General features: G+C 69.5%; 24 protein-coding genes. 5 read left to right on the plus strand and 19 right to left on the minus strand.

Features of this window, described 5'->3' with window-relative positions:
- The first annotated feature begins 84 nt into the window (after nt 1–84).
- Nucleotides 85–984, plus strand: coding sequence for a DMT family transporter (locus tag J2739_RS20460; RefSeq protein ID WP_309904999.1), 900 nt, complete (start codon nt 85–87; stop codon nt 982–984).
- A gap of 1 nt (nt 985) precedes the next feature.
- Here J2739_RS20460 and J2739_RS20465 read toward each other — a convergent pair whose 3' ends face one another.
- The 11 genes from J2739_RS20465 to J2739_RS20515 form a co-directional block, all read right to left on the minus strand.
- On the minus strand, nt 986–1,789 hold the full coding sequence (locus tag J2739_RS20465; protein WP_309905001.1) for an SDR family oxidoreductase: 804 nt from the start codon (nt 1,787–1,789) through the stop codon (nt 986–988).
- A 20-nt stretch (nt 1,790–1,809) separates the two neighbouring features.
- On the minus strand, nt 1,810–2,739 hold the full coding sequence (locus tag J2739_RS20470) for a DMT family transporter (RefSeq protein ID WP_309905002.1): 930 nt from the start codon (nt 2,737–2,739) through the stop codon (nt 1,810–1,812).
- A 6-nt stretch (nt 2,740–2,745) separates the two neighbouring features.
- A complete protein-coding gene (locus J2739_RS20475; protein WP_309905004.1) occupies nt 2,746–4,359 on the minus strand; it encodes a gamma-glutamyltransferase family protein in 1,614 nt (537 codons plus the stop codon).
- A 4-nt stretch (nt 4,360–4,363) separates the two neighbouring features.
- Complete coding sequence (locus J2739_RS20480) at nt 4,364–5,338, minus strand: Bug family tripartite tricarboxylate transporter substrate binding protein (RefSeq protein ID WP_309905006.1); 975 nt, start codon at nt 5,336–5,338, stop codon at nt 4,364–4,366.
- 98 nt (nt 5,339–5,436) lie between these two features.
- A complete protein-coding gene (locus J2739_RS20485; protein WP_309905008.1) occupies nt 5,437–6,948 on the minus strand; it encodes a tripartite tricarboxylate transporter permease in 1,512 nt (503 codons plus the stop codon).
- A 13-nt stretch (nt 6,949–6,961) separates the two neighbouring features.
- On the minus strand, nt 6,962–7,450 hold the full coding sequence (locus J2739_RS20490) for a tripartite tricarboxylate transporter TctB family protein (RefSeq protein WP_309905010.1): 489 nt from the start codon (nt 7,448–7,450) through the stop codon (nt 6,962–6,964).
- Between the two features lie 142 nt (nt 7,451–7,592).
- Complete coding sequence (gene tfpB, locus J2739_RS20495) at nt 7,593–9,383, minus strand: type IV pilus assembly ATPase TfpB (RefSeq protein ID WP_309905012.1); 1,791 nt, start codon at nt 9,381–9,383, stop codon at nt 7,593–7,595.
- Entirely contained in the window at nt 9,380–10,129 is a 750-nt protein-coding gene (locus J2739_RS20500; RefSeq protein ID WP_309905014.1) for a class I SAM-dependent methyltransferase, read from the minus strand. Before J2739_RS20500 ends, tfpB begins: the two co-directional genes overlap by 4 nt.
- Nucleotides 10,126–10,674 (minus strand): DNA-deoxyinosine glycosylase, encoded by a 549-nt coding sequence (locus J2739_RS20505; RefSeq protein WP_405053925.1) that lies wholly within the window; start codon nt 10,672–10,674, stop codon nt 10,126–10,128. Before J2739_RS20505 ends, J2739_RS20500 begins: the two co-directional genes overlap by 4 nt.
- Nucleotides 10,675–10,728: 54 nt before the next feature.
- Nucleotides 10,729–11,124, minus strand: coding sequence for a hypothetical protein (locus J2739_RS20510; RefSeq protein ID WP_309905016.1), 396 nt, complete (start codon nt 11,122–11,124; stop codon nt 10,729–10,731).
- A 125-nt stretch (nt 11,125–11,249) separates the two neighbouring features.
- Entirely contained in the window at nt 11,250–12,110 is an 861-nt protein-coding gene (locus tag J2739_RS20515; protein WP_309905018.1) for a TatD family hydrolase, read from the minus strand.
- A 90-nt stretch (nt 12,111–12,200) separates the two neighbouring features.
- On the opposite strand from J2739_RS20515, the gene J2739_RS20520 reads away from it, so the two are divergent.
- The 4 genes from J2739_RS20520 to J2739_RS20535 are packed head-to-tail and all read left to right on the plus strand — an operon-like array spanning nt 12,201 to nt 16,271.
- Nucleotides 12,201–13,199 (plus strand): S1C family serine protease, encoded by a 999-nt coding sequence (locus tag J2739_RS20520; protein ID WP_309905019.1) that lies wholly within the window; start codon nt 12,201–12,203, stop codon nt 13,197–13,199.
- A 36-nt stretch (nt 13,200–13,235) separates the two neighbouring features.
- The gene (locus tag J2739_RS20525) at nt 13,236–14,255 is read left to right on the plus strand and encodes an AAA family ATPase (RefSeq protein WP_309905020.1); all 1,020 of its coding nucleotides are present in this window, start codon (nt 13,236–13,238) and stop codon (nt 14,253–14,255) included.
- Complete coding sequence (locus J2739_RS20530; RefSeq protein WP_309905022.1) at nt 14,236–15,228, plus strand: DUF58 domain-containing protein; 993 nt, start codon at nt 14,236–14,238, stop codon at nt 15,226–15,228. The genes J2739_RS20525 and J2739_RS20530 overlap by 20 nt, the downstream gene beginning before the upstream one ends.
- The gene (locus J2739_RS20535) at nt 15,225–16,271 is read left to right on the plus strand and encodes a VWA domain-containing protein (RefSeq protein WP_309905023.1); all 1,047 of its coding nucleotides are present in this window, start codon (nt 15,225–15,227) and stop codon (nt 16,269–16,271) included. The genes J2739_RS20530 and J2739_RS20535 overlap by 4 nt, the downstream gene beginning before the upstream one ends.
- Before the next feature lie 4 nt (nt 16,272–16,275).
- On the opposite strand, the gene J2739_RS20540 is transcribed toward J2739_RS20535, so the two are convergent.
- The 8 genes from J2739_RS20540 to J2739_RS20575 all read right to left on the minus strand — a co-directional run bounded on the left by J2739_RS20540 (nt 16,276) and on the right by J2739_RS20575 (nt 25,087).
- On the minus strand, nt 16,276–17,247 hold the full coding sequence (locus J2739_RS20540; RefSeq protein ID WP_309905025.1) for a LysR family transcriptional regulator: 972 nt from the start codon (nt 17,245–17,247) through the stop codon (nt 16,276–16,278).
- A 132-nt stretch (nt 17,248–17,379) separates the two neighbouring features.
- Nucleotides 17,380–18,384, minus strand: a complete 1,005-nt coding sequence (locus J2739_RS20545) for a DUF2272 domain-containing protein (protein ID WP_309905027.1) — start codon at nt 18,382–18,384, stop codon at nt 17,380–17,382.
- A 73-nt stretch (nt 18,385–18,457) separates the two neighbouring features.
- A complete protein-coding gene (locus J2739_RS20550) occupies nt 18,458–19,948 on the minus strand; it encodes an N-acyl-D-amino-acid deacylase family protein (RefSeq protein WP_309905029.1) in 1,491 nt (496 codons plus the stop codon).
- Nucleotides 19,941–20,840 carry a MurR/RpiR family transcriptional regulator gene (locus J2739_RS20555; protein WP_309905031.1) on the minus strand — a complete coding sequence of 300 codons (900 nt, stop codon included), beginning with the start codon at nt 20,838–20,840 and terminating at the stop codon, nt 19,941–19,943. Before J2739_RS20555 ends, J2739_RS20550 begins: the two co-directional genes overlap by 8 nt.
- Nucleotides 20,841–20,845: 5 nt before the next feature.
- Nucleotides 20,846–22,141 (minus strand): amino acid deaminase, encoded by a 1,296-nt coding sequence (locus J2739_RS20560; RefSeq protein WP_309905033.1) that lies wholly within the window; start codon nt 22,139–22,141, stop codon nt 20,846–20,848.
- Nucleotides 22,138–23,166 (minus strand): ABC transporter ATP-binding protein, encoded by a 1,029-nt coding sequence (locus J2739_RS20565; RefSeq protein WP_309905035.1) that lies wholly within the window; start codon nt 23,164–23,166, stop codon nt 22,138–22,140. The genes J2739_RS20560 and J2739_RS20565 overlap by 4 nt, the downstream gene beginning before the upstream one ends.
- A 47-nt stretch (nt 23,167–23,213) precedes the next feature.
- Nucleotides 23,214–24,248, minus strand: coding sequence for an ABC transporter ATP-binding protein (locus tag J2739_RS20570; RefSeq protein WP_405053920.1), 1,035 nt, complete (start codon nt 24,246–24,248; stop codon nt 23,214–23,216).
- Nucleotides 24,248–25,087, minus strand: coding sequence for an ABC transporter permease (locus J2739_RS20575; protein ID WP_309905037.1), 840 nt, complete (start codon nt 25,085–25,087; stop codon nt 24,248–24,250). The genes J2739_RS20570 and J2739_RS20575 overlap by 1 nt, the downstream gene beginning before the upstream one ends.
- Between the last annotated feature and the right edge of the window lie 66 nt (nt 25,088–25,153).

Here is a 25,153-nt window from a genome sequence, read left to right on the forward strand (position 1 = left end):
CGAAAGCTGCACATCGTAGACAGCCTGCAAAGCCGGCGCCGAACACAGGTATTCTCGGCCCCCCTCCGGCACCTTCTCCTGTCCATGACCCAGCGCCTCACGCCTTCCACCGCCCTGCTGCTCACGCTGCCGCCGCTGCTCTGGGCCGGCAATGCAGTGGTCGGCCGCGTGGTGCGCGAGCTGGTCTCGCCGATGACCCTGAACTTCATTCGCTGGCTGCTCGCCTTCGTGCTGCTGCTGCCCGTCGCGTTTGCGGTGCTGCGCCGCGAAAGCCCGCTGTGGCTGCACTGGAAGCGCTATGCGCTGCTCGGCCTGCTCGGCATCGGCTGCTACAACGCGCTGCAGTACCTCGCGCTGCAGACCTCGACGCCGATCAACGTCACGCTGGTCGGCTCCAGCATGCCGCTGTGGATGCTCGCGACCGGCATGCTGTTCTTCGGCGCCCGCGTGCGCCCGCAAGAAATCGCCGGTGCCGCGCTCTCGATGCTGGGCGTGCTGCTCGTGCTGAGCCGGGGCCGCTGGAGCGAGCTGCTGGCCTTGCGGCTGGTGCCCGGCGATCTCTACATGATGCTGGCCACGATCTCGTGGGCCTTCTACAGCTGGATGCTCGCGGGCACGCGCGAGCCTGCGGCCGTGCGCCAGGACTGGTCCTTCTTCCTGATGGCACAGCTGGTGTTCGGCATGGCCTGGTCGGGCGCCTTCGCGGCCGGCGAATGGGCGCTTTCCGACGGGCATGTCGACGGCGGCTGGACACTGGCCGCCGCGTTGGCCTTCATCGTGCTCGGGCCCGCCATCCTGGCCTACCGCTGCTGGGGCGCCGGCGTGCAGCGCGCCGGTCCGCAGGTGGCCGGCTTCTTCAGCAACCTCACGCCGCTGTTCGCCGCGCTGATGTCGGCCGCCTTCCTGAAGGAGCTGCCGCACTGGTACCACGGCGGCGCTTTCGCGCTCATCGTGGGCGGGATCTGGGTGTCTTCGCGCCGGTGACTCAGTAAGTGCCCGGGTAGGCGCCGCCATCGGCCAGGATGTTCTGCCCGGTGAGGTAGCCGGCCTGCACGCTGCACAAGAACGCGCAGATCGCGCCGAACTCCTCCGGCGTGCCGAAGCGCTTCGCCGGAATGTTCTTCTTGCGGCTTTCCCACACGGTGTCGAAGTCCTGACCGGACTTCCTGGCGGCGCCGGCCATGGTGCCCTTCAGGCGGTCGGTGTCGAAGGAGCCCGGCAGCAGGTTGTTGAGGGTCACGCCCTTGGCCGCGATGCCGCTGCGCGCCACGCCTGCGACGAAGCCGGTGAGCCCGCTGCGCGCGCCGTTGGACAACCCCAGGATGTCGATCGGCGCTTTCACCGAGCTGGAGGTGATGTTGACGATGCGCCCGAAGCCCCGCGCCGCCATGCCGTCGACGGTGGCCTTGATCAGCTCGATGGGCGTGAGCATGTTGGCGTCGACCGCCCGGATCCAGGCCTCGCGGTCCCAGTCGCGGAAATCGCCGGGGGGCGGGCCGCCGGCGTTGGTGACGACGATGTCGAAATCCTTGTGCAGCGCGAAGGCCGCGGCGCGGCCTTCGACCGTCGTGATGTCTGCGGCCACCTGCCGCACCCAGGGCTTGACTGCGCTCCCGTGGACCGTGGCCGCCGCTTCCAGCTTCTTCGCCGCTTCCGCCAGCGCCTCGGCGCCACGCGCCACGATCAGCACGTTGACGCCCTCGCGCACCAGCGCCTCGGCGCAGCCGTAGCCGAGCCCCTTGCTGGCGCCGCAAACCAGCGCCGTCCTGCCTGAGATTCCGAGATCCATGGTCGATTTCCTTCGGGCGGTCAGCGCCCTGTACGTGTGAAGACAAAGATGCCGGCGATCACCAGCACGGTGCCGGCCGCGATCCACGCGGTGAAAGGCTCGCCGAGGATCAGCACGCCCATCAGGATGGTCGACATCGGACCGATCATGCCGGTCTGCGCGGCAATCGCGGGCCCGATGCGCTCGATGGCCATCATCACGGCGAGCACCGGCAGAGCGGTGCACACGACGGCGTTGAGCACCGACAGCCAGATCACCTCGGGCGCCACCTGGAAGGCGGTTTCCACCGGCCGCAGCAGCAGGAACTGCGCGATGCACAGCACGCAGGCCACGCTGGTCGCGAGCCCCACGAGGCGCAGCGATCCGAGGCGCTTGACGAACTCGCCGCTGGCCACGAGGTAGACCGCATAGCTCACCGCGCTCAGGAAGACGAGCGAGGTGCCCCAGGCGGCCGCCGCGCCCTGGCCCATCTGCAGCTCGTGGCCGAAGACCAGCAGCACGCCCGCGTAGCTGATCGCCATGCCGGCCGCCTGCCAGCGGGAGATCCGGCGGCGATACACGATCCAGCCGAACAGCAGCACCAGCGTCGGGTTGAGGTAGAGGATCAGCCGCTCCAGGCTGGCCGTGATGTAGGCCAGGCCGGCGAAGTCCAGGAAGCTGGAAAGGTAGTAGCCCGAGAAACCCAGGCCGATCACGCCCGTCCAGTCGCGCCGCGTCAGTGCCGGCTTGCCGCGCCCGGCCCACCACGCCATGAGCGCGAACAGCGGCAGCGCGAACAGCATGCGCAGCATGATCAGCGTGACCGCGTCCACCCCGTAGCGATAGGCCAGCTTGACGATGATGGCCTTGCCGCTGAAGGCGATGGCGCCGAGCGAGGCGAGCGCCAGCCCGGGCCCGATGCGCTTGGGCTCGTGGACCTGCCCCGCGGCGACGGCCTGCACGGAGGACATCGGGGATCAGAACCCTGCGGCGAGGCCGTCGCGGCGCGCGTCGCTCGCGGCCACGTAGCCTTCGACCGACGGGTCGCCGGCACGCCAGATGAACTGGCCGGCGCCGAAGTCGAAATAGGAGTCCTGGATGACCTCGACCTGGTGGCCGAGTGCGCCGAGGCCTTGCACGACATCGGGCTTCATCGTCCCTTCGGCGTTGATCGCCAGTCCCTGGTTGAAGCGCCAGCGCGGCGCGTCGCAGGCCGCCTGCGGGTTCTGGCCGTGGTCCAGCATGCGCACCAGGGTCTGCATGTGCCCCTGCGGCTGCATGTTGCCGCCCATCACGCCGAAGCTCATCACCGGCTGGCCGTCCTTCGTGAGGAAGGCCGGGATGATGGTGTGGAAGGGGCGCTTGCGCGGCTCGACGACGTTGGGGCTGTTGGCATTCAGGCTGAAGCCGTGGCCGCGGTTCTGCAGGCTGATGCCGAAGGACGGCTCCACGCAGCCGGAACCGAAGCCCATGAAGTTGCTCTGGATGAAGCTCACCATCATGCCGTTCTCGTCGGCCGCGGTGAGGTAGATGGTGCCGCCCTTGACGGGGTTGCCGGCCTTGAAGTCCTGTGCCTTGTTCACGTCGATGAGTCTGGCACGGGAGGCGAGATAGGCGCCATCGAGCATTTGCAGCGGGGACACCTCCATCGACGATGGGTCGGACACGTAGCGGTAGGTGTCGGCGAAGGCCAGCTTCATCGCCTCGATCTGCAGGTGCTGCGAGGCCACCGAATCGGGCGGCATCGAGGCCATGTCGAAGTTCTGCAGGATGCCCAGCGCGATCAGCGCGGCGATGCCCTGGCCGTTGGGCGGCATCTCGTGCACCGAGTAGCCGCGGTAGTCCTGCGCGATCGGCGCCGCCCATTCGGGCTTCCAGTTGGCCAGGTCGCGGACCTTGAGACTGCCGCCGTGGGCGGACGAGAACTTCTCGATCGCCTCGGCAATCTCGCCGCTGTAGAAGGCGTCGCCCTTGGTGGCGGCGATGGCCTTCAGCGCGCGCGCCGCGGCCGGGAAGCGGAACAGCTCGCCGATCTCGGGGGCGCGGCCCCAGGGCAGGAAGGCCTCGGCGAAGCCGGGCTGCGATTGCAGGATCGGCGTGGCGGCTGCCCATTTCTGCTGCACGACAGGGGGCACCAGATAGCCGCGCTCGGCGATCTCGATGGCCGGCGCCATCAGGTCCCCGAAGGGCAGCTTGCCGAAGTGCTCGGACAACGCGACCCAGCTGCCCACGGCGCCGGGCACGCTCACCGAATCGATGCCGCGCTGCGGCGGCGCGGCGGCGTCCTTGCCGTACTTGCGCTGGAAGTACTCGGGGGTCCAGGCTGCCGGCGAGCAGCCGGAGGCATTGAGTCCATGCAGCCGCTCGCCGTCCCACAGGATGCAGAATGCATCGCTCCCCAGACCGTTGCTGACGGGCTCGACCAGGGTCATCACGGCCGCCGTGGCGACGGCAGCGTCGACCGCATTGCCGCCCTGTTGAAGGATGCGCAGGCCGGCCTGGGCGGCCAATGGATGCGAGGTCGAGACGACGTTGCGGGCGAAGACGGGGATGCGGGTGGAGGTGTAGGGGTTGGCGTAGTCGAATTTCATGGTTTCAGTCGCTGACGATCTTGCGTTCGATGATGATCTTCTTCCACTTGGCGGCGTCCTGCGCCACCATCGCCGCGAACTGCGCGGGCGTACCGGTGGCCGGCGTGATGCCGAGCCGGGAGAGCTTGTCGCGCACCTCGGGGTCGCTCACCGCCTCGTTGGCCGCGGCATTCACGCGCGCCACGAGATCGGAGGGAAGGCCCTTCGGGCCATAGAGGCCGAACCAGGTGTTCGACTCGAAGCCGGGCAGCACGTCGGCGATGGCCGGCAGCTCGGGTGCCAGCGGACTGCGCTTCAGCGAGGTCACGCCCAGGGCACGCAGCCGCCCTTCGCGCACGTGCGGCATGCCGGTGGGCAGCGCGTCGAAGAGCACGTCGATCTTGCCGCTGATCAGGTCGGGGATTGCCAGCGCCGTGCCCTTGTACGGGATGTGCGTGACGAACACGCCGGCCTGCGCCTTGAAGAGCTCCGCCGTGAGCTGAACGATGGTGCCGTTGCCGCTGGAGGCGTAGTTGAGCTTGCCGGGGTTCTTCTTCGCGTACTCGATCCATTCGCGCACCGTCTTCGCCGGCGAGCTGTTGGGCACGAGCATGATGCTGGGCGCGTCGCCCACGTGCGCGATGGGCGTGAAGTCGCGCACCGTGTCGTAGGGCAGCTTCGCATTGACGGAGGGGCCGATCGAATGCGTGCTGGTGGTGGCCAGCAGCAGCGTGTAGCCGTCGGCCGGCGCCTTGGCCGCGAGGTCGGAGCCGATGGCGCCGCCGGCACCCGGCTTGTTGTCGATGACCAGCGTCGTGCCCAGCTTCTCGCCCATCTTCTGCGACAGCGTGCGCGCGAAGAGATCGGTCGCGCCCCCTGCCGGGAAAGGCACGATCAGCCGGATGGGCTTGCCGGGATAGGCCTGCTGCGGCCAGGCGGCGCTCCATGCTGCCGCGCACAACGCCAGGGTGCCGGCGCGCAGGAAGGAGGATCTTTTCATTTTCATGCCTCCGATTCTGACGCCTCTGCGCCGGTACCGCACAAGCGCAAAGGCCGCCCGCAGGCGGCCTTTGCGTGGCGCGCAGCCTTGGAAGGCGCCTATTCCTCGACGAAGGCCTCTTCGCGCTTCGATTTCACGGCCGGCAGCAGCACGATCACGACCATCAGCGCGGCGGCGGCCAGCAAGCCGGCCGAGATCGGGCGCGTGACGAACACGCTCCAGGTCCCGCGCGACAACAGCAGCGCGCGCCGCAGGTTCTCTTCCATCATCGGGCCGAGGATCAGCCCGAGCAGCAGCGGCGCCGGCTCGCAGCCCAGCTTGATGAACAGGTAGCCGATGACACCGAAGATCGCGACCATCCAGACGTCGAAGGTGTTGTTGTTGGTCGAGTACACGCCGATCGCGCAGAACAGCACGATGGCCGGAAACAGCCAGCGGTAAGGAATGGACAGCAGCTTGATCCAGATGCCGATCAGCGGCAGGTTCAGGATGATCAGCATGAGGTTGCCGATCCACATGGAAGCGATCAGGCCCCAGAACAGCTCGGGGTTGCTGGTCATCACCTGCGGGCCCGGCTGGATGTTGTGGATGGTCATGGCGCCGACCATCAGCGCCATCACGGGGTTGGGCGGAATGCCCAGCGTGAGCAGCGGGATGAAGGAGGTCTGCGCGCCGGCGTTGTTGGCGGCCTCGGGGCCGGCGACGCCGCGGATGTTGCCCTTGCCGAACGGGATCTCGCCGGCCTTGAGCCGCATCTTCTTCTCGAGCGTGTAGGCCGCGAAGGCCGACAGCAGCGCGCCGCCGCCCGGCAGGATGCCCAGCGCGCAACCCAGCGTGGTGCCGCGCAGCACCGCCGGCGTCATGTTCTTGAAGTCTTCCTTGGTGGGCCAGAGGTGGTGCACTTCGGAGGTGAAGACCTGGCGGTCTTCTTCGGGGCGCGAGAGGTTGGAGATGATCTCGCCATAGCCGAACACACCCATCGCGATCACGATGAAGCCGATGCCGTCGGTCAGCTCCGGAATGTCGAAGCTGTAGCGCGCGACGCCCGAGTTGACGTCGGTGCCGACCAGGCCGATCAGCAGGCCCAGCACGATCATGCAGATCGCCTTGAGCAGCGAGCCCGAGGCCAGCACCACGGCACCGATCAGGCCCAGCACCATCAGCGAGAAGTACTCGGCCGGGCCGAACTTGAAGGCCAATTCAGTCAGCGGCGGCGCGAAGGCGGCCAGGATGAGCGTGCCCACGCAGCCGGCGAAGAAGGAGCCCAGGCCGGCGGCCGCGAGCGCGGCCCCTCCTCTCCCCTGCTTGGCCATCTGGTGGCCGTCGATGACGGTCACCACCGAGGAGGACTCGCCCGGCAGGTTGACCAGGATCGCGGTGGTGGAGCCGCCGTACTGCGAGCCGTAGTAGATGCCGGCCAGCATGATCAGCGCAGCCACCGGCGGCAGCGCGTAGGTGGCCGGCAGCAGCATGGCGATGGTGGCGACCGGGCCGATGCCCGGCAGCACGCCGATCAGCGTGCCCAGCAGGCAGCCGACGAAGGCGTAGATGAGGTTCTGCAGCGTGAAGGCCGCGGTGAACCCGATGGTGAGGTTGTTGACGAGATCCATGATGTTGTCTCTCTCAGCCGGTGATGAAGGTGGGCCAGACCTGGAACTGCAGCTTGAGCAGGACCACGAAGGCAACGTAGCTCCCCACCGCCAGGATGGTGGCGAGGATCAGGCTGGACTTGATTTGGTACTGCTCGCCCGCGAGGCCGGCGATCAGCACCAGCGCGTAGATCGCGGCGATCAGGCCCATGGCCGGCAAGCCGATGCTGGGCAGGCCGCCCAGCAGGATGCCGAAGACGAGATTGGCGCCGATGATGTAGCCCAGCGGCCGCCAGGCGATGCTGCCCACCCGCTCGCCGTCCACCGTCTCGATGGTGAGCGCGCCGAAGATGACGATGGCGCCCAGCACGCCCAGCAGGATGCCGAGCATCATCGGAAAGTAGCCCGGTCCCATGCGGGCGCCGGTGCCCACGTTGTAGGTCGTCGCTCCCCACGCGAAGGCAATGCCGACGACGGTGAACATCAGACCCGCGAAAAAGTCCTTCTGACTTTTGATCTTCACGAAGTGTCCCCTCGAAAATTTCGAACAGCGGATTTTGAGTCAGCTGTAGGTCAGGTTCGATGTGGGAATCACCTAACGTGAAGCTAGGGTTATCCCGGGGCGCGACCTGCGCCCGGGCGCTGTATTTCGAGCGCCGGAGGCCCTATTCGAGCGGCGGCGTAGCGCTCAGGACTTCGTCCACGGTGGTCAACCCTTCGGCGACGCGCAGGGCGCCGGCCAGCCGCAGCGGCCGCATGCCGTCGGCCACGGCCTGGTGCCGCAGCGCGCCGACGTTCGGCTCCTTGTCGACCAGGGTCTTGAAGGGCTCGCTGACGGTGAGCAGTTCGTAGAGGCCCATGCGGCCGCGATAGCCCGTCATGCGGCAGTCGACGCAGCCGACCGGCTTGTACGCGCGCACCGAGCCGGTGATCTGCCAGGGCTTGACGAAGGCACCGAGCTGCTCGCGCGTGACGCTCTCGTCGGGCGTCTTGCAATGCGGGCAGAGAGTGCGCACCAGGCGCTGCGCCAGCACGCCGAGCATGGTGGCGTTGATGAGGTAGTTGGGCACGCCCAGCTCCATCAGCCGGGTGATGGCGCTGGGCGCATCGTTGGTGTGCAGGGTGCTGAACACCAGGTGCCCGGTGAGCGCGGCCTGGACCGCCATTTCGGCGGTGGCGAGGTCGCGGACCTCGCCCACCATGATGATGTCCGGGTCCTGCCGCATCAGCGCGCGCAGGCCCTCGATGAAGCCGAAGTCCAGCTGCGGCTGCACCTGCGTCTGGTTGAAGGAGGGCTCGATCATCTCGATCGGGTCTTCCACGGTGCTGACGTTGACCTCTTCCGTCGCCACCCGCTTGAGCGTCGAGTACAGCGTGGTGGTCTTGCCCGAGCCGGTCGGCCCGGTGACGAGGATGATCCCGTGCGGCCGCGTCACCAGCTGCTCCCAGCGCTTCGCGTCGTGCTGGGCGAAGCCGAGCGCGTCGAGGTCCTTCACCGCGGTGTCGGGGTCGAAGATGCGCATCACCATCTTTTCGCCGAAGGCGGTGGGCAGCGTCGACAGACGCATTTCGACCTCGTCGCCGCGCATGTTGCGGGTCTTGATGCGGCCGTCGAGCGGGCGGCGCTTCTCGACCACGTCCATGCGGCCCAGCAGCTTGATGCGCGAGACCATCGCGTTCATCACGCCCATCGGCATCTGGTAGGCCGGGTGCAGCACGCCGTCGATGCGGAAGCGGATCACGCCCTGCTCGCGCCGCGGCTCCAGGTGGATGTCGCTGGCGCGCTGGTCGAAGGCGTACTGCCACAGCCAGTCCACCACCTGCACCACGCTCTGGTCGTTGGCGTCGAGCTGCTTGTTGCTCTTGCCCAGCTCGACCAGCTGCTCGAAGCTCGCGCTGCCCGCGTTGCCGCCGGCCTTCTGCGCCGCGCGCACCGACTTGGCGAGCGAGAAGAACTCGGCCGTGTAGCGCTGGATGTCCGTCGGATTCGCGACCACGCGCCGCACCGGGCGGCGCGCCTGCCGCTCGACTTCGGCGATCCAGTCGGTGAGGAAAGGCTCGGCGGTGGCCACCACCACCTCGGCCGGCGTCACCTGCACCGGCAGCACCTTGTGGCGCTCGGCATAGGCCGCGCTCATGGTGTCGGCCACCTTGCCGACGTCGACGCGCAGCGGATCGATGCGCAGGTACGCGAGGCCGGCACGGCCGGCCAGCCATTCCGTCAGCATCTCCAGGTCGAGCGGCTTGCCGTCGCCCTGGCGCGTCATCGCCACATTGGCCAGCCGCACCAGCGGCGGCTGCCGGCTCTCGGCCTGGGCACAGCGCGCCATCGTCCGCTTGGCCTCCTCGGGCGAGATCACGCGATCCTTGGCGAGCCACTCGATCAGGTGCCGCAGATTGAGCGGCCCTTCGTGGCGAGCGGCGGACGCGGAGGCGGGAGAGGTCGCTGCGTTCATCGGTCTGCGATCGGTTTGAACACCCGCAGCCACTTGGGCGCGGGCAAGGCCCAGCGAGTCTGGATGCTTTGCGCGCGCTCGGCAAGCGCCGCGCGCTTGGGCCGGCTCGGGCTGCGCTGGGCCAGCACGATGGTGTTGCCCTCGCGCGTGGGCCGGAAAGCCCACAGCGCGTCTTCGCCGAAAGCGGCAGCGATCTTGTCGAGGCTGCGCTCGTAGCTCGAGGAGCGGCCGAAGAGATTGACCGTCATGCAGCCACCCTCGGTCAGCAGCCGGCGGCAGTCGGCGTAGAAGTCCTCGCTGTCGAGCACTGGCGCCGCGGCCTCATGGTCGTAGAGGTCGACCTGCAGCGCGTCGACGCTGCCCAGCCATGCGGGCTTGCGGATCTCGGTCTGCGCATCGGCAACCACCACGCGCAGCTTGGCATCGTCGGCCGGCAGCTTGAACCAGCCGCGGCAGGCCGCCACCACCTGCGGGTTGAGCTCGATCGCGGTGGTGCGCATGCGCAGCGCCTTGCGGCAGAACTTGGTGAGGCTGCCCGCACCCAGGCCCAGCTGCATGGCATGGCGCTTCGGCACCTCGGCCGGTTCGGCGAAGAGCAGCCAGGCCATCATGCGCTGCACGTACTCGAGCTCGATCTCGAAAGGCGCATCCAGCTTCATCGAGCCCTGGACCCACTCGGTGCCCAAGTGCAGGTAGCGCACGTCCCCGAAGTCGGAGAAGTTGACCTCAGGCAAGGCGCGCTTCATGGGACGGGCAGGTGCTGCGCGATCACCTCGCGCCATGCCGCCGCCTTGCATTCGAAGCTGCAGGAAGCATGCGCCGCGCTGGACGATGGCAGCCGATGCACCGGCACGCCCAGCGTGCGCGTGTGCCGCGCGTGCCTGAAGCTTTCGCCGCCGTTGTGCGCGATGCCGGCAAGCGCCGGCAGCCGCAGGCCCGCGATGTCGTTGACGACGGCGTCGCGGATCGCCGAATCGAGGCTGCCCTCGCGCCGGCAGCGCGCGTACACGTCCCACACGCCGAGCCCGCGTGCGAGCAGCCAATCGCTACGCTTTCGATAGCTGTCGGGCCCGATGGGCAGTGGGCTGTCGGGCCAGATGGCTTGCAAGATTCTCCAGAACTGATTTTGCGGGTGCGCATAATACTGCCCCTGCGCGATGGACCGCGCGCTCGGGAAGCTGCCGAGAATCAACAGCACCGTGACTTCCGACACGATCGGTGCCAAGCCCGTGAGTACTGCGTGCATTGGGTCCGGGGGCTCGTCGCGTCGATCCGTCACACTCGCGAGCATAGAAGTAAAAAACCCGCCGTCGGCGGGTTTTGCTTTGCGGGCCGTCAAGCGGCATCAGGGCTTCTTCGCGGCTTCGTTCTGCGGCGTGCCCGGGATCTTCTCGCCGATCTTGTCGCCCGTCTGGCGGGTCTTTTCGGCGGCCGTGCTCGCGGTATTGCTCACCGCCGTGCCGGCCTTGCCGGCGGCGTTGCCGGTCGCGTGCACGGCTTTCTTCGTGCCGCGCTTGGTGGCGTGCCAGGCCTTCTTGGCACCGCTCTCGGTGGCGTTCACCGCCTTCTTGGTGCCGCTCTTGGTCGCGTCCCAGGCTTTCTCGCCGGCGTTCTCCGCCTTCTGGACCGTGGTCGGCTCGGCGGGCTGGACGGGCTGGGTCTGGGCGGCGGCCGACAGGGCCATGGACGCCAAAGCCAGCGCCAGCGCGGCGGGGATGAGGCGGATCGATGTTGTGTTCATGAGGGGGAGCTCCTTTGGATGTTGGAGTGACGAACTTGCCACCGTCTTGCAACGGTCACTCGAAGGTCAAGGATGACACCGGAAGCGCGTGCCAAAAGCACCGCCGCACAACACGCGCCCTTCGCCTACGCGCGGCGTAGGCGATCCACCGACGCGCCCATCAGCGCCGAGAGACGCGGCAGTGCCGAGAAAGCGTTGCGCGTGGTGGCGTCGGCGAGCGCCTCGGGCGCAATGCCTCGCAGGCCGGCCAGCACCTCGGCGATGCGCGGCAGCTCGCCCGGCTCGTTGCGCCCCTGCGGCTCGCCCGCCGCGCGCTGGGCCTGCGTGCGGTAGAGCCACTGCGGCTGGATGTCGGGGGAGTCGGTCTCCAGCACGATGGCGTCCAGCGGAAGCTCGACGGCGAGCCGGCGCAGCTGCAGGGCTCGCTCGAAGGTCAGGGCGCCGCCGAAGCCCAGCTTGAGGCCGAGCGCGATGCAGGCCTGCGCCTGCTGCGCGCTGCCGTTGAAGGCATGGGCGATGCCCAGCCAGCGTCCATCGGGTGCCACCTGGCGCAAGTGCTTGAGCACCTGGTCCACCGAGCGGCGCACATGGATGAGCACCGGCAAGCCGTGCCTGCGCGCGAGCTGCAACTGAGTGTGAAAGAAGTGTGCCTGCTTGTCGGCGTCGAGCCCCGGCACGAAGAAGTCGAGCCCGATCTCGCCCACCGCCACCAGGCGCGGATCGTCGCGCCGCGCCGCCAGCTCGGCCTCGAGCTTCGTCAGGTGCTCGTCAGTTGCGTCGCCGGTGCACATGGGATGGATGCCGAGCGCGTAGGCGTCATCCTGCGCGTGTGCGAGTTCGCGCACCCTTGCGAAGTTGGCGGCGGCCACCGCGGGAATCACGCACAGGGCCACGTTCCGCGCTGCTGCACGCGCCCGGATCGCGGGCATCTCGTCGCCGAATTCCGGCGCGTCCAGGTGGCAATGGGTATCGACGAAGACGGCCATCGACGGATGATGCCCGAAGGCATGCACTGGCGCGGAAAGCGTGCTACCGTGCCTCCTCACGCGTGGACTTTTTTAGCCGGAGGTGCCCCGATGCGAAGGCCAGCTTTTTACAGTCGCTCGCCCCGCACGCCGCTCGAAGACGCGGCCGATGGCGGGACGCCGCAGCCGCCCGACGAAGCCTCCGACGGCGCCTCGGCTCCGGCTCAGCCGCCGGCCGCCAGATCACGCTGGCAACCCGGTCGCCGCAGCTTCGCGCTGCTGCTGGCACTCAGCCTCGGATCAGCCGCCACCGGCGTCGCGCTGTGGCCGCGCCAGAACTTGCGCCAGTACACGCAGAAGGACATCGACGCGGCCGTGCTGCGTACCCTGCAGACGGCGACCCTCCCCTCGCCGGCCGCCAAGGCCGCCGAGATCATCCGCCCCTCGGTGGTGCGGGTGGTGGGCTACGGCCCCGAGAAGAAGACCCCCGAGGCCCAGCTCCAGAAGCACGGCCGCAATATGGCCAAGGGCAAGCCGCCGGACGCACAGGCCGACGAGCCGCCGGGCGAGGTCGAACGCGGCGTGGGCACGGGTGTGGTGATCGTCGACAAGGGCATCATCCTCACAAACCTGCACGTGGTCGCGGGCTCCGAGAAGATCAGGGTCACGTTCGCGGACGGCCTCGAGGCGCCCGCGGTCGTCACCGGCGTGCAGCCCGAGAACGACCTCGCGGTGCTGCAGGCACAGAAGCTGCCCGACGACCTGATCCCGGCCGTCATGCGCTCCACCGCCGACCTGCAGCCGGGCGACCAGGTGGCCGCGGTCGGGTTCCCCTTCGGCATCGGGCCCTCGGTCTCGGCCGGCGTGGTCTCCGGCCTCAAGCGCTCCTTCCGCTCGCCCGAGGGCAAGCAGGAACTGGGCAACCTGATCCAGTTCGACGCGGCCGCCAACCCGGGCAACTCGGGCGGACCGCTGGTCAACATGAACGGCGAGGTGCTCGGCATCGTCACCGCCATCCTCAACCCGACGCAGCAGCGCACCTTCATCGGCATCGGGTTTGCCGTGCCGATCGAGAACGCCGCCTCGGCCGCCGGTTCGCCGCCCTTCTGATCGCCATCCTTTCCAGCCCAGCACCGAAAGCACCGCATGAGCACAGAGACCGAACCCACCCTCGCGCCTTCCGCCACCACCGCCGAGCTGATGGAGCAGATCCTCTATCAGGTCAAGCGCGTCGTCGTCGGCCAGGACCGCTTCCTGGAACGCGTGATGGTGGCGGTGCTGGCGGGTGGCCATCTGCTGGTGGAAGGCGTGCCGGGCCTGGCCAAGACCCTCACCGTCAAGACGCTGGCCGACGCCGTGCGCGGCCGCTTCAAGCGCATCCAGTTCACGCCCGACCTGGTGCCGGCCGACCTGGTGGGCACGCGCATCTACAACCAGAAGACCGGCGAGTTCAGCACCTCGCTGGGCCCCGTGTTCGCCAACCTGCTGCTGGCAGACGAGATCAACCGCGCGCCCGCCAAGGTGCAGAGCGCGCTGCTCGAGGTGATGCAGGAGCGCCAGGTCACGATCGCCGGCGAGACGCACCGCGTGCCCCGTCCCTTCCTGGTGATGGCGACGCAGAACCCGATCGAGACCGAAGGTACCTACCCGCTGCCCGAGGCGCAGGTCGACCGCTTCATGATGAAGGTGCTGGTCGACTACCCGAGCGACGAGGAGGAGTTCGTGATCGTCGAGCGCGTGATCGGCCCCCTGGTCGAGGCCAGCCCGGTCGCGACCACCGACCAGCTCGCGGCGCTGCAGGCCGAGGCGCGGCAGGTGTATGTCGATCCTTCGCTGATCCAGTACGCGGTCCGCCTGGTCTCGGCCACCCGCTCGCCCGACCGCCATGGCCTGAAGGACATGCGGCGCTTCATCACCTACGGCGCCAGCCCGCGCGCCAGCATCAACCTGACCGAGGGCGCGCGCGCACTGGCGCTGCTGCGCGGCCGCACCTACGCGCTGCCCGAGGACATGACTTCCCTGGTGCCCGACGTGCTGCGCCACCGCGTGACGCTGTCCTACGAGGGCCTTTCCGAAGGCCTCACGCCCGACAGCCTGATCGAACGCATCATGCGGGCCGTCCCGCCGCCGGCCAAGCCGCTCGAACATGAAAAGCTGGTGGCCTAGCCGCCGTCCGGCGGCCAACGACGCCCAGCTCGCGGCCGAGGCCGCGGCCAGCGGCACCGAGCGCGCGCTGCGCCGGCTCGAATGGACCGTCATCCGCCGGCTCGACGGCCTGCTGCAAGGCGACTACCGCACGCTGATGCGCGGCACCGGCCTGGACCTGGCCGACCTGCGCGAGTACCAGCATCACGACGACGTGCGCCACATCGACTGGAACGTCACGGCCCGCCTGCAGACGCCGCACGTGCGCGTCTTCACCGAAGACCGGGAGATGGCCGCCTGGTTCATCCTCGATCTGAGCCGCTCGGTGGACTTCGGCTCCGGCCGCAAGGCGAAGCGCGAGATCTCGGCCGGCTTCGTCGGCGTGATCGCGCGCCTGCTCACGCGACACGGCAACCGGGTCGGCGCGCTGGTCTACGGCAATGACGTCGAGGCGGTGATCCCGCCGCGCACCGGCCGGCGCCACGTGCTGTACCTGCTGAACGCGATGGAGCGCCGCGGGCGCCAGAAGGACCAGCCGAAGCAAAAGGGCATGACGCGGCTGGCCGAGCTGCTCAAGTCCGCCGCCGTGCTGATGCCGCGGCGCTCGACGGTGTTCGTCGTGTCCGACTTCCTCAGCGAGCCCGGCTGGGACCATGCCCTGGCGCAGCTGGTGCGGCGCCACGAGGTGGTGGCGGTGAGGCTCTTCGATCCGCTCGAACTGGAGCTGCCAGATCTCGGCCTGGTGCCGCTCACCGATGCCGAGACGGGCGAGCAGCTCTGGGTCGACACCCACGACGCGGCCTTCCGCAAGCGCTTCGCCCGCCTCGCCGTCGAGCGCGAAACCACGCTGCGCGAGACGCTGGCCAAGGTCGGCGTCGACACGCTCGAACTCTCGACCAACGACGATCTGGTGGAAGCGATCGTGCGCTTTGCCGACATGCGCAAGCGCCGCGTGCGCGCCGGTTCGTCCCAGCCCAAGGCGGTGGCAGCATGAACTTCCTCTGGCCTCAATTCCTCTGGCTCCTGGCGGCGATGCCGCTGCTGGTTCTGCTCTATGTCTGGCTGCTGCGGCGCAAGAAGAAGCTGGCGCTGCGCTACGCCAGCCTGTCGATCGTGCGCGAGGCGATGGGCGTGCGCCAGAGCGTGCGGCGCCACATCCCGCCTTTCCTGTTCCTGCTCGCGATGGTCGCGATGCTGATCGCGGCGGCGCGGCCGATGGCGGTGGTGGTGCTGCCCTCGAACCAGCAGACCATCATTCTCGCGATGGACGTGTCGGGCAGCATGCGCGCTGCCGACGTCCAGCCCAACCGGCTGGTCGCCGCGCAGGAGGCGGCCAAGGCCTTCCTGAAGGAACTGCCGCGCCACGTGAAGGTCGGCATCGTCGCCTTCGCGGGCAGCGCCAACGTCGCGCAGCTGCCCACCACCAACCGCGAGGAACTGGTCCAGGCGATCGACTCCTTCCAGCTGCAGCGCGCCACGGCCACCGGCAACGCCATCGTGGTCTCGCTGGCCACGCTGTTCCCCGACGCCGGCATCGACATCTCGAACTTCGGCCCGCAGGCCAACAACCGCACGCGCGGCGTGCCCATCGAGCAGGCCGGCAAGCCGCCGCCCAAGGAGTTCACGCCGGTGGCGCCCGGCTCCTACACCTCGGCGGCCATCATCATGCTGACCGACGGCCAGCGCACCACCGGCGTCGACCCGCTCGACGCGGCCAAGGTCGCGGCCGAGCACGGCGTGCGCGTCTACACGGTGGGCATCGGCACGGTGGACGGCGAGACCATCGGCTTCGAGGGCTGGTCGATGCGCGTGCGCCTCGACGAGGAAACGCTCAAGGCCATCGCCAACAAGACGCAAGCCGAGTACTACTACGCGGGTACCGCGGCCGACCTGACCAAGGTCTACAACACGCTGAGCTCCAGGCTCACGGTCGAGAAGAAGGAGACCGAGATCTCGGCGCTGTTCGCGCTCGGCGCCGCGGTGCTGGCGCTGCTGTCGGCGGGGCTCTCGCTGCTCTGGTTCAACCGCATCCTCTAGGCGCTCACTTCGACGAGGCCTGCTCGAGCGATACACCGCCGGTGGGCGCTGCGCCCAGTTCGGCGTCCATGTGCCGCACCGCCTCCTGCAGCAGGGCGCGCAGCCAGACCAGCCCCGGATCCAGCGTGCGGTACTTGTGCCATTGCAGGGTCTGCTGCATTGCCGGCGACGGCAGGGGTGCCGGCAGCACGCGCAGGGGCAGGGACTTGCGGGCCAGCCGCGCCAGACGGGCGTGCATGGTGGCGATGCGGTCGGTGCCCACGACCAGGTAGGGAACCGCAGCGAAGCTGAAGCTGCTGACTTCGATGCGCCGCACGCCCGGGTAGCGCCGCTTGAGCCAACTCGCGCGGGTGGGCGCGTCCATGCCGGACGGCTGCATCACGACGTGGCCGGCAGCGGCGTACTGCTCGGCCGTCAAACGCTCGGCCTGCGCGAAGCAGCCCCCGTTCCAGACCGCGCAGACGAACTGCTCTTCGAACAGCACCTCCCAGGGGTGCTCGCCGGGGGTGCGGTATTCGGTCGGCAGGACGAGCAGGTCGGCCTCCCCGCTCTCCAGCTCGCGCAAGGGTGGCTGCAACAGCGGCAGCAGGTCGAACCGCACGGTGTGGGATTGCCGGCTCGCCAGAGCGAGCACATGCGGCATCAGGACCATCGAGGTGTAGTCGGACACGACCATGCGGAAGCAGCGGTCCGAATGGGCGGGGTCGAAGCGCGGCTGCGCAAGGATCGCCGAATCCACCCGCACCAGGACGTCGCGCACCGACTCCTTCAGCGTCTCGGCCCGCGGGGTCAGCTCCAGCTTGCGGCCGACCTGGACCAGCAACTCGTCGTCGAAGTAGTCCCGCAGCCTTGCCAGGGCATTGCTCATGGCGGACTGGCTCAGGTGCAGCCGCTCCGCCGCCTTGCTGATGCTGCGCTCGGCGAGCATGGCATCCAGTGCGACCAGCAGATTCAGGTCGAGCTTGTTGAACCGCATGCGTGGAGACGTATCGACGGCATCGATCCGGGCCATGGACGAAAGCGATAGTAAGAAGATAGTACTTATCGAGGCCTGCGCCATCCGGGCCGGCCCGGGGGTTGGCCTGGCGCCTTGGCGCCCGCTGCCGCGTCACCGCCACTGCAGCAGCAGCGACCACGGCTGCCGGCTCATGTGGCGATCGACGCAGCCCCGCGTCGCCGCATCGCAGCCGTGCACATAGCTCGGATCGAGCCGCTGCGTGCCGGCCGCGAAGTCCAGGCGGCGCAGGCTGACGGACTGCAGCACGTTGCCCCCGATCGCGTCGAAGCCCGTGGCGTCCACGGCTGCAACCACGTCGCAATGCATGGGCAGCGCAGCGCCGCCCGTCCGGCGCGTGGCCAGCAGCCGGCCGATGCCCTCGAAGCTTGCGACCTCGGGATCGTCGCTGCGCGCATGACAGACCAGGTCGCCGACGCGGGGCGGCGTGTGCGCGAGATCGCAGGCGCGCATCGCATAGGCCGTGGGCCGGCCCTGCGCCTCGTCGATGCCGGCCTGCCACGCGGCTGCCGCGTAATCGGCATGCGCCTCGGAAAAAACGAACTCCTGCGGCCCGAGGCCCGCCGCACGCGCAAGCCAGCTCACGAAGGCGGCGGACCAGGGCGTGTCGATCACGGCGACGCGGTCCAACGCGGCCTGCAGCGCGCGCAGCTCATGCGAGGCGAGGCCCTGGTCCGGCCCGACGCCCAAGCCCTGGAGATGGTCCGCGCTCGCCTGATCGAGCGCCTGCCGCAGCAGCCCACGGTCGGCCGGAAGCCACCCGCCGAAGTCCACCTCCGACGGAAGGCGGCGCTCGCGCTCATCGACGGCGCGCCAATAGCCCATCACGCGCTCCCACGGCGCCGGAACGAGCGCGGACCTGCGCGGCGCTTCGGCTTCCGTGTAGCCGGGCTCGACGAGCCGGCCCTCCGCGTCCAGCACCTGGCCGCCGAAGGCACGCTGCTCTTGCAGCGCCGCAGCGGCCATCGCCAGGGCACGCGGCGACGGCGCGCTCCGGGTGGCGGTCTCCAGGCAGGCCGGACTCGCCTGCGCGTGGGCGCCCGCACCGCACAGGCCCAGCAGCGCGAGGGCCGCAGCAGCAATGACTCGGCGAGGCATTCTCCTTTTGCGTCCTTTGCGAAACCCTTGCGTCCCCTGTGTCCTTTGCGTACGGATGTCCGACCCCGGTTCGCTACGCCCCCCGCGTCAGCATGCGCCCCGCGCGCGCCAGCACCACGGGCTCGGGCTCGCCGCCGCGGAAGGCACAGGCGCCGTTGACGAACACCCGCTCGATGCCCACGCTGGCGCTCTTCGGCCGGTCGTAGGTGGCGGTGTCGGCGATGGTGCGCGGGTCGAACACCACCACGTCGGCCATCGCGCCGGCGCGCAGCAGGCCGCGGTCCGCGATGCGCAGATTGCGCGCGGTCATGCCGGTCATCTTGTGCACCGCCTGCTCCAGCGTGAAGAGCCGGCGCTCGCGCCAGTAGCGCGCGAACACGCGGGGGAAGGCGCCCCACAGGCGCGGATGCGGATGGCGGTCGTGCGGCAGGCCGTCGCTGCCGATCATGGTGCGCGGGTGCGCGATGACGCGCTCCACGTCTTCTTCCTTCATCTGGAAGTAGCAGGCGCCGCCGGGCTGCAGGCGCCTGCAGGCCTCCTGCTGGTCGACGCCCCACTCGCGCGCGATGTCGGCCAGCATTCGGCCGGTCACGCCGGGATGCGGATCCGACCAGGTGATGAGGATGTCGATGACGCCGTCCACCAGGTCCTCGCGCAGCACGGTGGACCCGGCGACGTAGGGGTAGACGTCGAGCGCGATCTCCTGGCGCTCGGCCAGCGCATCGACCAGCGGCAGCGTCTCCTTCGTGCGGCCCCAGTTCGCCGGACCGGCGCACTTGTGGTGCGAGATCACCAGCGGCGCGCCGGCGCCGAAGGCGATGTCGCCGGCCTCGTGCATCGCCTCGATGATGCGTTCCATCTCGCTGCGCAGGTGCGTGGCATAGACACCGCCATGGCGGGCCACGATGCGCGCCAGGCCCGTCACCTCCTCGGCCGGCGCGGCAAAGGCCTGCTCGTAGAACAGGCCGGAAGAAAGGCCGTGCGCCCCGTCGATCATGCATGCCTCGAGCAGCGCCCCCATGCGCGCGCGCTCGTCGTCGGTGGCCGCGCGGTCGAGCGCCTCCATGGCGGCGAAGCGCAGTGTCGTGTGGCCCACCAGCGCGGCGACGTTGAGCGCCGGCCGCGCCGCCTCGACCGCGGCGCGGTACTCGGCCATGGTGGCGTGCCGGAAGGAATCGATGCCCAGCAGGGTGAGCGGCGGCTGCGCCTGCGGCGTGCGGTACGGCGCGAGCGAGATGCCGCAGTTGCCGGTGACCACGGTGGTGATGCCCTGCGAGATCTTGGGCAGGCACAAGGGGTCGCGCAGCACGATGGCGTCGTCGTGCGTATGGACGTCGATGAAGCCGGGCGCGATGACCTTGGCGCGGCAGTCGACCACGTCGAGCGTGTCGTCGTCGACGCCCGCCGGCAGCCGCCGGCGCAGACCCTCGCCCAGCGCCGCGATCCGGTCGCCGATCAGCAGCAGGTCGCCGGTCCAGCTCGGGCCGCCCGAGCCGTCGACGATCAGGCCGGCTTCGAGCAGCGTGGCGCGGGCGGCGGCGCTTTCGAGTTCGTTCTCAGCCATGCTTCACTCCGCCGCCATCCCAGCTCTGCAAAGGATGCGTGCTGGCATCGATGCCGTGGCGCTGAAAGGCCTCGCGCGCGCGCTGCAGCCGCTGCACGGCGGGCTCGCCACGGCGCTGCGCAACCAGCACGGTCAGAATCTCGATCGCCGTCAGGTGCGTGAGGTAGGCGTCGATGCCCACGTGCATCACGGCATCGTCGGGCACCGACAGGCCCAGCAGGAAATCGGCCCGCGCTGCCAGCGCGGTGCCGGGCCGGGTGAGCGCGACCACCTTCGCGCCCTGCCCGCGGGCGATGTCGACCGCGTCGAGCAGCGAGGGCATGCCGCCCACATGCGAGATCGCGATCACCACGCCGCCGGGCCGCTGCGCCGCGCCCGCCACCTGCTGCAGGTGGTAGTCGGCCCAGGCATTGGCGGAGAGGCCGAGCCGGAACAGGCGCGCCTGCAGGTCGTTGGCCATGAACCAGGAGGTGGCGCCGGCGCCGTACAGGTCCACGTGCGGCGCCGCAGCGATGGCGCCCACGGCGCCGTCGAGCACCGCCATATCGAGCTGACTGCGCACGCCCGAGACCGACGCCGCGGCGCTGCGGGCGATCTTGCCCACCACCGCGTCGGCCGTGTCGGCGATGTCGACGCGCCGGTGCAGGGGCGAGCCGCCCAGCGCCAGCTCCTGGGCCAGCGCCAGCTTGAACTCGCGCAGCCCTGCGAAGCCGAGGTCGCGGCAGGTTCGCATGATGGTGGGCACCGAGCTGCGCGAGCGCTCGGCCAGCGATTCGAAGCTTTCCTCGAGCACGCGATCGGGGTCCTCGAGGATCAGGTCCAGGATGGCGCGCCGCGTGGCCGGCGCGCCGGCGCGGGTCGCGGCGACCTTCTGCAGCAGGGAGTTCGTCATCGCCATCAGAAATGGATCGACACCGCGTCGCTCACGCGGTAGTCGTCTTCGACGATCGGCATCCAGTGCCACTTGTCGAAGGTGGTGCAAGGGTGCGAGATGCCGAACCCGATGCGTTCGCCGACCACCGGGGCCAGGGCCTCGTCGGCCGCGTCCCAGCGCAGATAGGCGTGCTGGTCGTTCAATGCGCTGACCTGCCAGGTCGCGGGCACCGCCGTGGGCGCCAGCGCCCCGCGCGCGGCCCTGGCGATCGGCACCGGCATGGAGAGGTCGAAGGAGATGTCGCGCTTGCCCACGGCAACGATCGCGAGGCCGCGCTCGGGGCGCGACTGCACGGTGGCCCACACCTCCATGGCCGGACGCAGGCTCTCGCCGCACTCGCACCCCATGCGCTGGTCGACCGCGACCTGCAGGCGCTGGTAGGTGCCGTGGTCGTGCGTGACGTAGCAGCCCGAGCGCAGCAGCCCGCGCACCGTGCCGCCGATCGCCGGCTTCAGCCGCAGGGCCACCAGGTCGTAGAGCGCGGAGCCGCCGGCCGAGACCAGCACTTCGCCGGTCTCGAACAGCTGGTTCGCTTCGCAATGGCGCGCCACGGCTTCGACGCGGTCCATCAGCGCGTTGGTGTAGGCCGTGTCGGCCGCACTGTCGCCGGTCGCGCCCTGCCCTTCGTAGCATTCGATGCCGACGAGCTTCACCGCAGCGCTCTCGCGCAAGCGGGTCGCGAGCGCGATCGCCTCCTCGTGTGTGCGGCAGCCGGTGCGCGCGCCATCGACGCCGATCTCCAGCATCACCTCGAAAGGCAGGCTTTGCGGATGGCGCGCGGCCCAGCCCTCGATCAGCCCGAGCTGCGCCAGCGAGTCGACGAGGAACACCACGCGCAGGTCCGTGTGCGCGCGCAGCAGCAACTGGATGCCGGCCAGGTCCTCGTCGCTCACCACCTGGTTGGCGATCACCGTGCGGCGCGCGCCGGCGGCCACGCCGATGGCCAGCTGCGTGACGGTCGCGAAGGTCAGGCCCCAGGCGCCGGCATCGAGCTGGCGGCGGAACAGCTGCGGCGACATGGTGGTCTTGCCGTGCGGCGCGAGGTCGATGCCCCATTGCCGCACGCGCGCCTGCATCCAGGCCAGGTTGTGCTCCAGCGCCTCGCGCTTGAGCACGGCCAGCGGCAGCGGCAGGTCGCCGGCCAGCACGTGCCAGCCGGCCTCGCCGATCTCGCTGCGGCGCCGGGGCGCCTGGGTGCGCGGGTAGCCCTTGAAGCGGGTGTCGAAGAGCGGGTCGAAGAGTTCGTTGTCAGTGGTCATTCAATTACCTCCGCGCTGTGCGCGAGGGTTTCGGCGTGCGAGCGGCCCGGCGGCGCATGCCGGATCAGCTCCTTGCGAATGCAGGCGGAAAAATGGCCCGGCGAAAGTTCGTCGAGCGGCGGCACGGTGGCCGCGCAGGCTTCGATGGCGTGCGGACAGCGCGTGCGGAAGACGCAGCCCGAAGGCGGCGCCATCGGGCTCGGGATGTCGCCCTTGAGCGCCACGCGCTCGTTGGGCGCGAGCGGATCGGGCTTCGGGCTCGCGGCCAGCAGCGCCCGGGTGTAGGGATGCTGCGGGTGCTCGAAGAGCTCGCGGGTCTCGGCCACTTCCATCACTTTGCCCAGGTAGAGCACGACCACGCGGTCGCACAGGTATTCCACCACGTCCAGGTCGTGCGAGATGAAGAGCATGGTCAGCGACAGGCGCTCCCGCAGGTCGGCCAGCAGGTTGATCACCTGCGACTGGATGGAAACGTCCAGCGCCGACAGCGGCTCGTCGGCCACGATGAACTCGGGCTCCACCGCCAACGCGCGCGCCACGCCGATGCGCTGGCGCTGGCCGCCCGAGAACTCGTGCGGGAAGCGGCTCGCATGCTCGGGCCGCAGGCCCACGGTCTCCAGCAGCTCGGCGATGCGCCGCTCGCGCTCCCCGGGACCCTTGGCCAGGCCGTGCGTGGCCAGCGCCTCGCCGAGGATGGCGCTGATGCGCATCTTCGGGTTGAGACTGGCGTAGGGGTCCTGGAAGATGATCTGCAGCTTGCTGCGAAGGCGCCGCAGCGGGCCCGCCGCGAGCTTGCCGATGTCCTCGCCGCGGTAGAGCACCTCGCCTTCGGTCCGCTCGATCAGGCGCAGCACGGTGCGGCCGATGGTGCTCTTGCCGGAGCCGGATTCGCCGACGAGGCCGAGGGTCTCGCCGGGGTGGATGGCGAAGGAGACGTCGTCGACGGCGCGCACGGGGCGCTCGCCGGTTCCGAAGTATTTCTTGAGCTTGCGGACCTCGATGAGGGGAGCGGCGGCGTTGGTCATGGGCGTTGGGCGTTGGCGGAGCGGGAGCGAGGCCGCGGGAGCGCTCGTCATGCAGCCCTCGCGAGCGTCTGGGCCGCGGGGACGCGGATGCATCGTGCCTGGCGGTCCTCATGGGTATCGACCAGCGGCGGTATCGCCTGCCTGCACGCCTCGATCGCGTGGTCGCAGCGCGGCTCGAAGGCGCAGCCCGGCGGCGGCGCCAGCGGGCTCGAGACCTGCCCGCGTATCGCGAACAGGCGCCGGGGCCGGCCCTCGCCGCGCGCCTGCGTCTTGCCCGGCAGGCAGGCGAGCAGGCCCTGCGTGTAGGGATGCTCGGGCGATGCGAACAGCGGCCGCACCGGCGCGCGTTCGACCACCCGCCCCGCATACATCACGACCACGTCGTCGGCATGGTGGGCCACCACGCCGAGGTTGTGGGTGATGAAGAGGATGCTCATGCCGGTCTCGGCCTGCAGCTTGCGCATCAGCTCGAGGATCTGCGCCTGGATCGTGACGTCGAGCGCCGTGGTCGGCTCGTCGGCGATGAGCAGCGTCGGATCGCAGGCCATGGCCAGCGCGATCATCACGCGCTGGCGCATGCCGCCCGAGAGCTGGTGCGGGTACTCGTGCACGCGCTGCGCCGCGGCCGGGATCTCGACCAGCTCCAGCATGCGCAGCGCGTGCGCCAGCGCCGACTTGCGATCCAGGCCCTTGTGCAGGCGCACGCTCTCGGCGATCTGCTCGCCGACGGTGAAGACCGGGTTGAGGCTGGTCATCGGCTCCTGGAAGATCATCGAGAGCTCGTTGCCGCGCAGCCGCCGCATCTCGCGGTCAGACAGGCCGAGCAGGTCGACCGTGCGGCCGTCGCGGGTGACGAAGGCGGTCTGGCCCGACACCTGCGCATTGGCCGTCTTCGGCAGCAGGCGCATCAGCGTGAGGCTGGTGACCGACTTGCCCGAGCCGGACTCGCCGACCAGCGCGGTGGTCTTGCCGGGCTGGATGGAGAAGCTCACCTCGGCGACCGAACGAACCAGGCCGTCTTCGGTGGGAAAGGAGGTGCCGAGGTTGCGCACCATCAGGCGAGGCGGGGTGTTCATCGTCATCAGGCGGCCTTCTTGAGTTTCGGGTCGAGCAGGTCGCGCACGCCATCGCCCAGGAGCTGCAGCGAGAGCGCGGTGAAGATGATGGCGAGGCCCGGGAACAGCACGACCCAGAAGGCCCGGTCCGCGTACTGCTGGCTGCCTGCGACCATGGTGCCCCAGGTCGGGATCTCTGGCGGGACGCCGACGCCCAGAAAGGACAGCCCTGCCTCCGCCAGGATCGCGTAGGCAAAGATGAAGGACACCTGCACCAGGATCGGCGACATCAGGTTGGGCAGGATGTGGCGCCACAGGATGCGCGAAGTGCGCACGCCCAGGGCGCGCACCGCCTCGACGAAGAGCAGTTCGCGCACCACCAGCGTGGAGGCGCGCACCACCCGCGCGACGCGCGGCGTGTAGACCAGCACCAGCGCCAGCACGACGTTGACCAGCGAGGGGCCGAGGATGGCGACCAACGCGATCGCCAGCAGGATGTCGGGGAACGACATCATCGCGTCGACCACCCGCATCAGCGGCGCATCGAGCCGCCGGAAGAAGCCGCCCATGAGGCCGAGGAGGGTGCCCAGCACCACCGAGCCCAGCGCCGTCAACGCCGCGATCGCGAGCGAGTAGCGCGCGCCGTGCACGATGCGCGCATACATGTCGCGGCCGAGCTCGTCGGTGCCCATCAGGTGCGCCGCACTGGGCGGCTTCAGGCGATCGAGCACGGCCGTGTCATTGGGATCGGCCGAGGCGAACCAGGGCGCGCCGAGGGCCAGCACCGCGATCACCAGCAGGACGAGGGCGGAGATCAGCACGATGCGGCGATGCATCAGCTGGCGGAGCATTCGTGGGAGTTGCATGTCAGTCCATCGGAGGCGGGGTCGGTGTCGGGGTCGGGAACGGGAACGGATGTCCGCCTGTCCCGT

This window comes from Variovorax soli, from assembly GCF_031454625.1.
Classification (GTDB): domain Bacteria; phylum Pseudomonadota; class Gammaproteobacteria; order Burkholderiales; family Burkholderiaceae_C; genus Variovorax; species Variovorax soli_A.

Excerpts from the sequence above, each read along its gene's own strand:
- J2739_RS20460 (WP_309904999.1), top strand. The coding sequence starts at position 85 with ATGACCCAGCGCCTCACGCCTTCCACCGCCCTGCTGCTCACGCTGCCG.
- J2739_RS20465 (WP_309905001.1), bottom strand. The coding sequence starts at position 1,789 with ATGGATCTCGGAATCTCAGGCAGGACGGCGCTGGTTTGCGGCGCCAGC.
- J2739_RS20470 (WP_309905002.1), bottom strand. The coding sequence starts at position 2,739 with ATGTCCTCCGTGCAGGCCGTCGCCGCGGGGCAGGTCCACGAGCCCAAG.
- J2739_RS20475 (WP_309905004.1), bottom strand. The coding sequence starts at position 4,359 with ATGAAATTCGACTACGCCAACCCCTACACCTCCACCCGCATCCCCGTC.
- J2739_RS20480 (WP_309905006.1), bottom strand. The coding sequence starts at position 5,338 with ATGAAAAGATCCTCCTTCCTGCGCGCCGGCACCCTGGCGTTGTGCGCG.
- J2739_RS20485 (WP_309905008.1), bottom strand. The coding sequence starts at position 6,948 with ATGGATCTCGTCAACAACCTCACCATCGGGTTCACCGCGGCCTTCACG.
- tfpB (WP_309905012.1), bottom strand. The coding sequence starts at position 9,383 with ATGAACGCAGCGACCTCTCCCGCCTCCGCGTCCGCCGCTCGCCACGAA.
- J2739_RS20500 (WP_309905014.1), bottom strand. The coding sequence starts at position 10,129 with ATGAAGCGCGCCTTGCCTGAGGTCAACTTCTCCGACTTCGGGGACGTG.
- J2739_RS20505 (WP_405053925.1), bottom strand. The coding sequence starts at position 10,674 with ATGCTCGCGAGTGTGACGGATCGACGCGACGAGCCCCCGGACCCAATG.
- J2739_RS20510 (WP_309905016.1), bottom strand. The coding sequence starts at position 11,124 with ATGAACACAACATCGATCCGCCTCATCCCCGCCGCGCTGGCGCTGGCT.
- J2739_RS20515 (WP_309905018.1), bottom strand. The coding sequence starts at position 12,110 with ATGGCCGTCTTCGTCGATACCCATTGCCACCTGGACGCGCCGGAATTC.
- J2739_RS20520 (WP_309905019.1), top strand. The coding sequence starts at position 12,201 with ATGCGAAGGCCAGCTTTTTACAGTCGCTCGCCCCGCACGCCGCTCGAA.
- J2739_RS20525 (WP_309905020.1), top strand. The coding sequence starts at position 13,236 with ATGAGCACAGAGACCGAACCCACCCTCGCGCCTTCCGCCACCACCGCC.
- J2739_RS20530 (WP_309905022.1), top strand. The coding sequence starts at position 14,236 with ATGAAAAGCTGGTGGCCTAGCCGCCGTCCGGCGGCCAACGACGCCCAG.
- J2739_RS20535 (WP_309905023.1), top strand. The coding sequence starts at position 15,225 with ATGAACTTCCTCTGGCCTCAATTCCTCTGGCTCCTGGCGGCGATGCCG.
- J2739_RS20540 (WP_309905025.1), bottom strand. The coding sequence starts at position 17,247 with ATGCGGTTCAACAAGCTCGACCTGAATCTGCTGGTCGCACTGGATGCC.
- J2739_RS20545 (WP_309905027.1), bottom strand. The coding sequence starts at position 18,384 with ATGCCTCGCCGAGTCATTGCTGCTGCGGCCCTCGCGCTGCTGGGCCTG.
- J2739_RS20550 (WP_309905029.1), bottom strand. The coding sequence starts at position 19,948 with ATGGCTGAGAACGAACTCGAAAGCGCCGCCGCCCGCGCCACGCTGCTC.
- J2739_RS20555 (WP_309905031.1), bottom strand. The coding sequence starts at position 20,840 with ATGACGAACTCCCTGCTGCAGAAGGTCGCCGCGACCCGCGCCGGCGCG.
- J2739_RS20560 (WP_309905033.1), bottom strand. The coding sequence starts at position 22,141 with ATGACCACTGACAACGAACTCTTCGACCCGCTCTTCGACACCCGCTTC.
- J2739_RS20565 (WP_309905035.1), bottom strand. The coding sequence starts at position 23,166 with ATGACCAACGCCGCCGCTCCCCTCATCGAGGTCCGCAAGCTCAAGAAA.
- J2739_RS20570 (WP_405053920.1), bottom strand. The coding sequence starts at position 24,248 with ATGACGATGAACACCCCGCCTCGCCTGATGGTGCGCAACCTCGGCACC.
- J2739_RS20575 (WP_309905037.1), bottom strand. The coding sequence starts at position 25,087 with ATGCAACTCCCACGAATGCTCCGCCAGCTGATGCATCGCCGCATCGTG.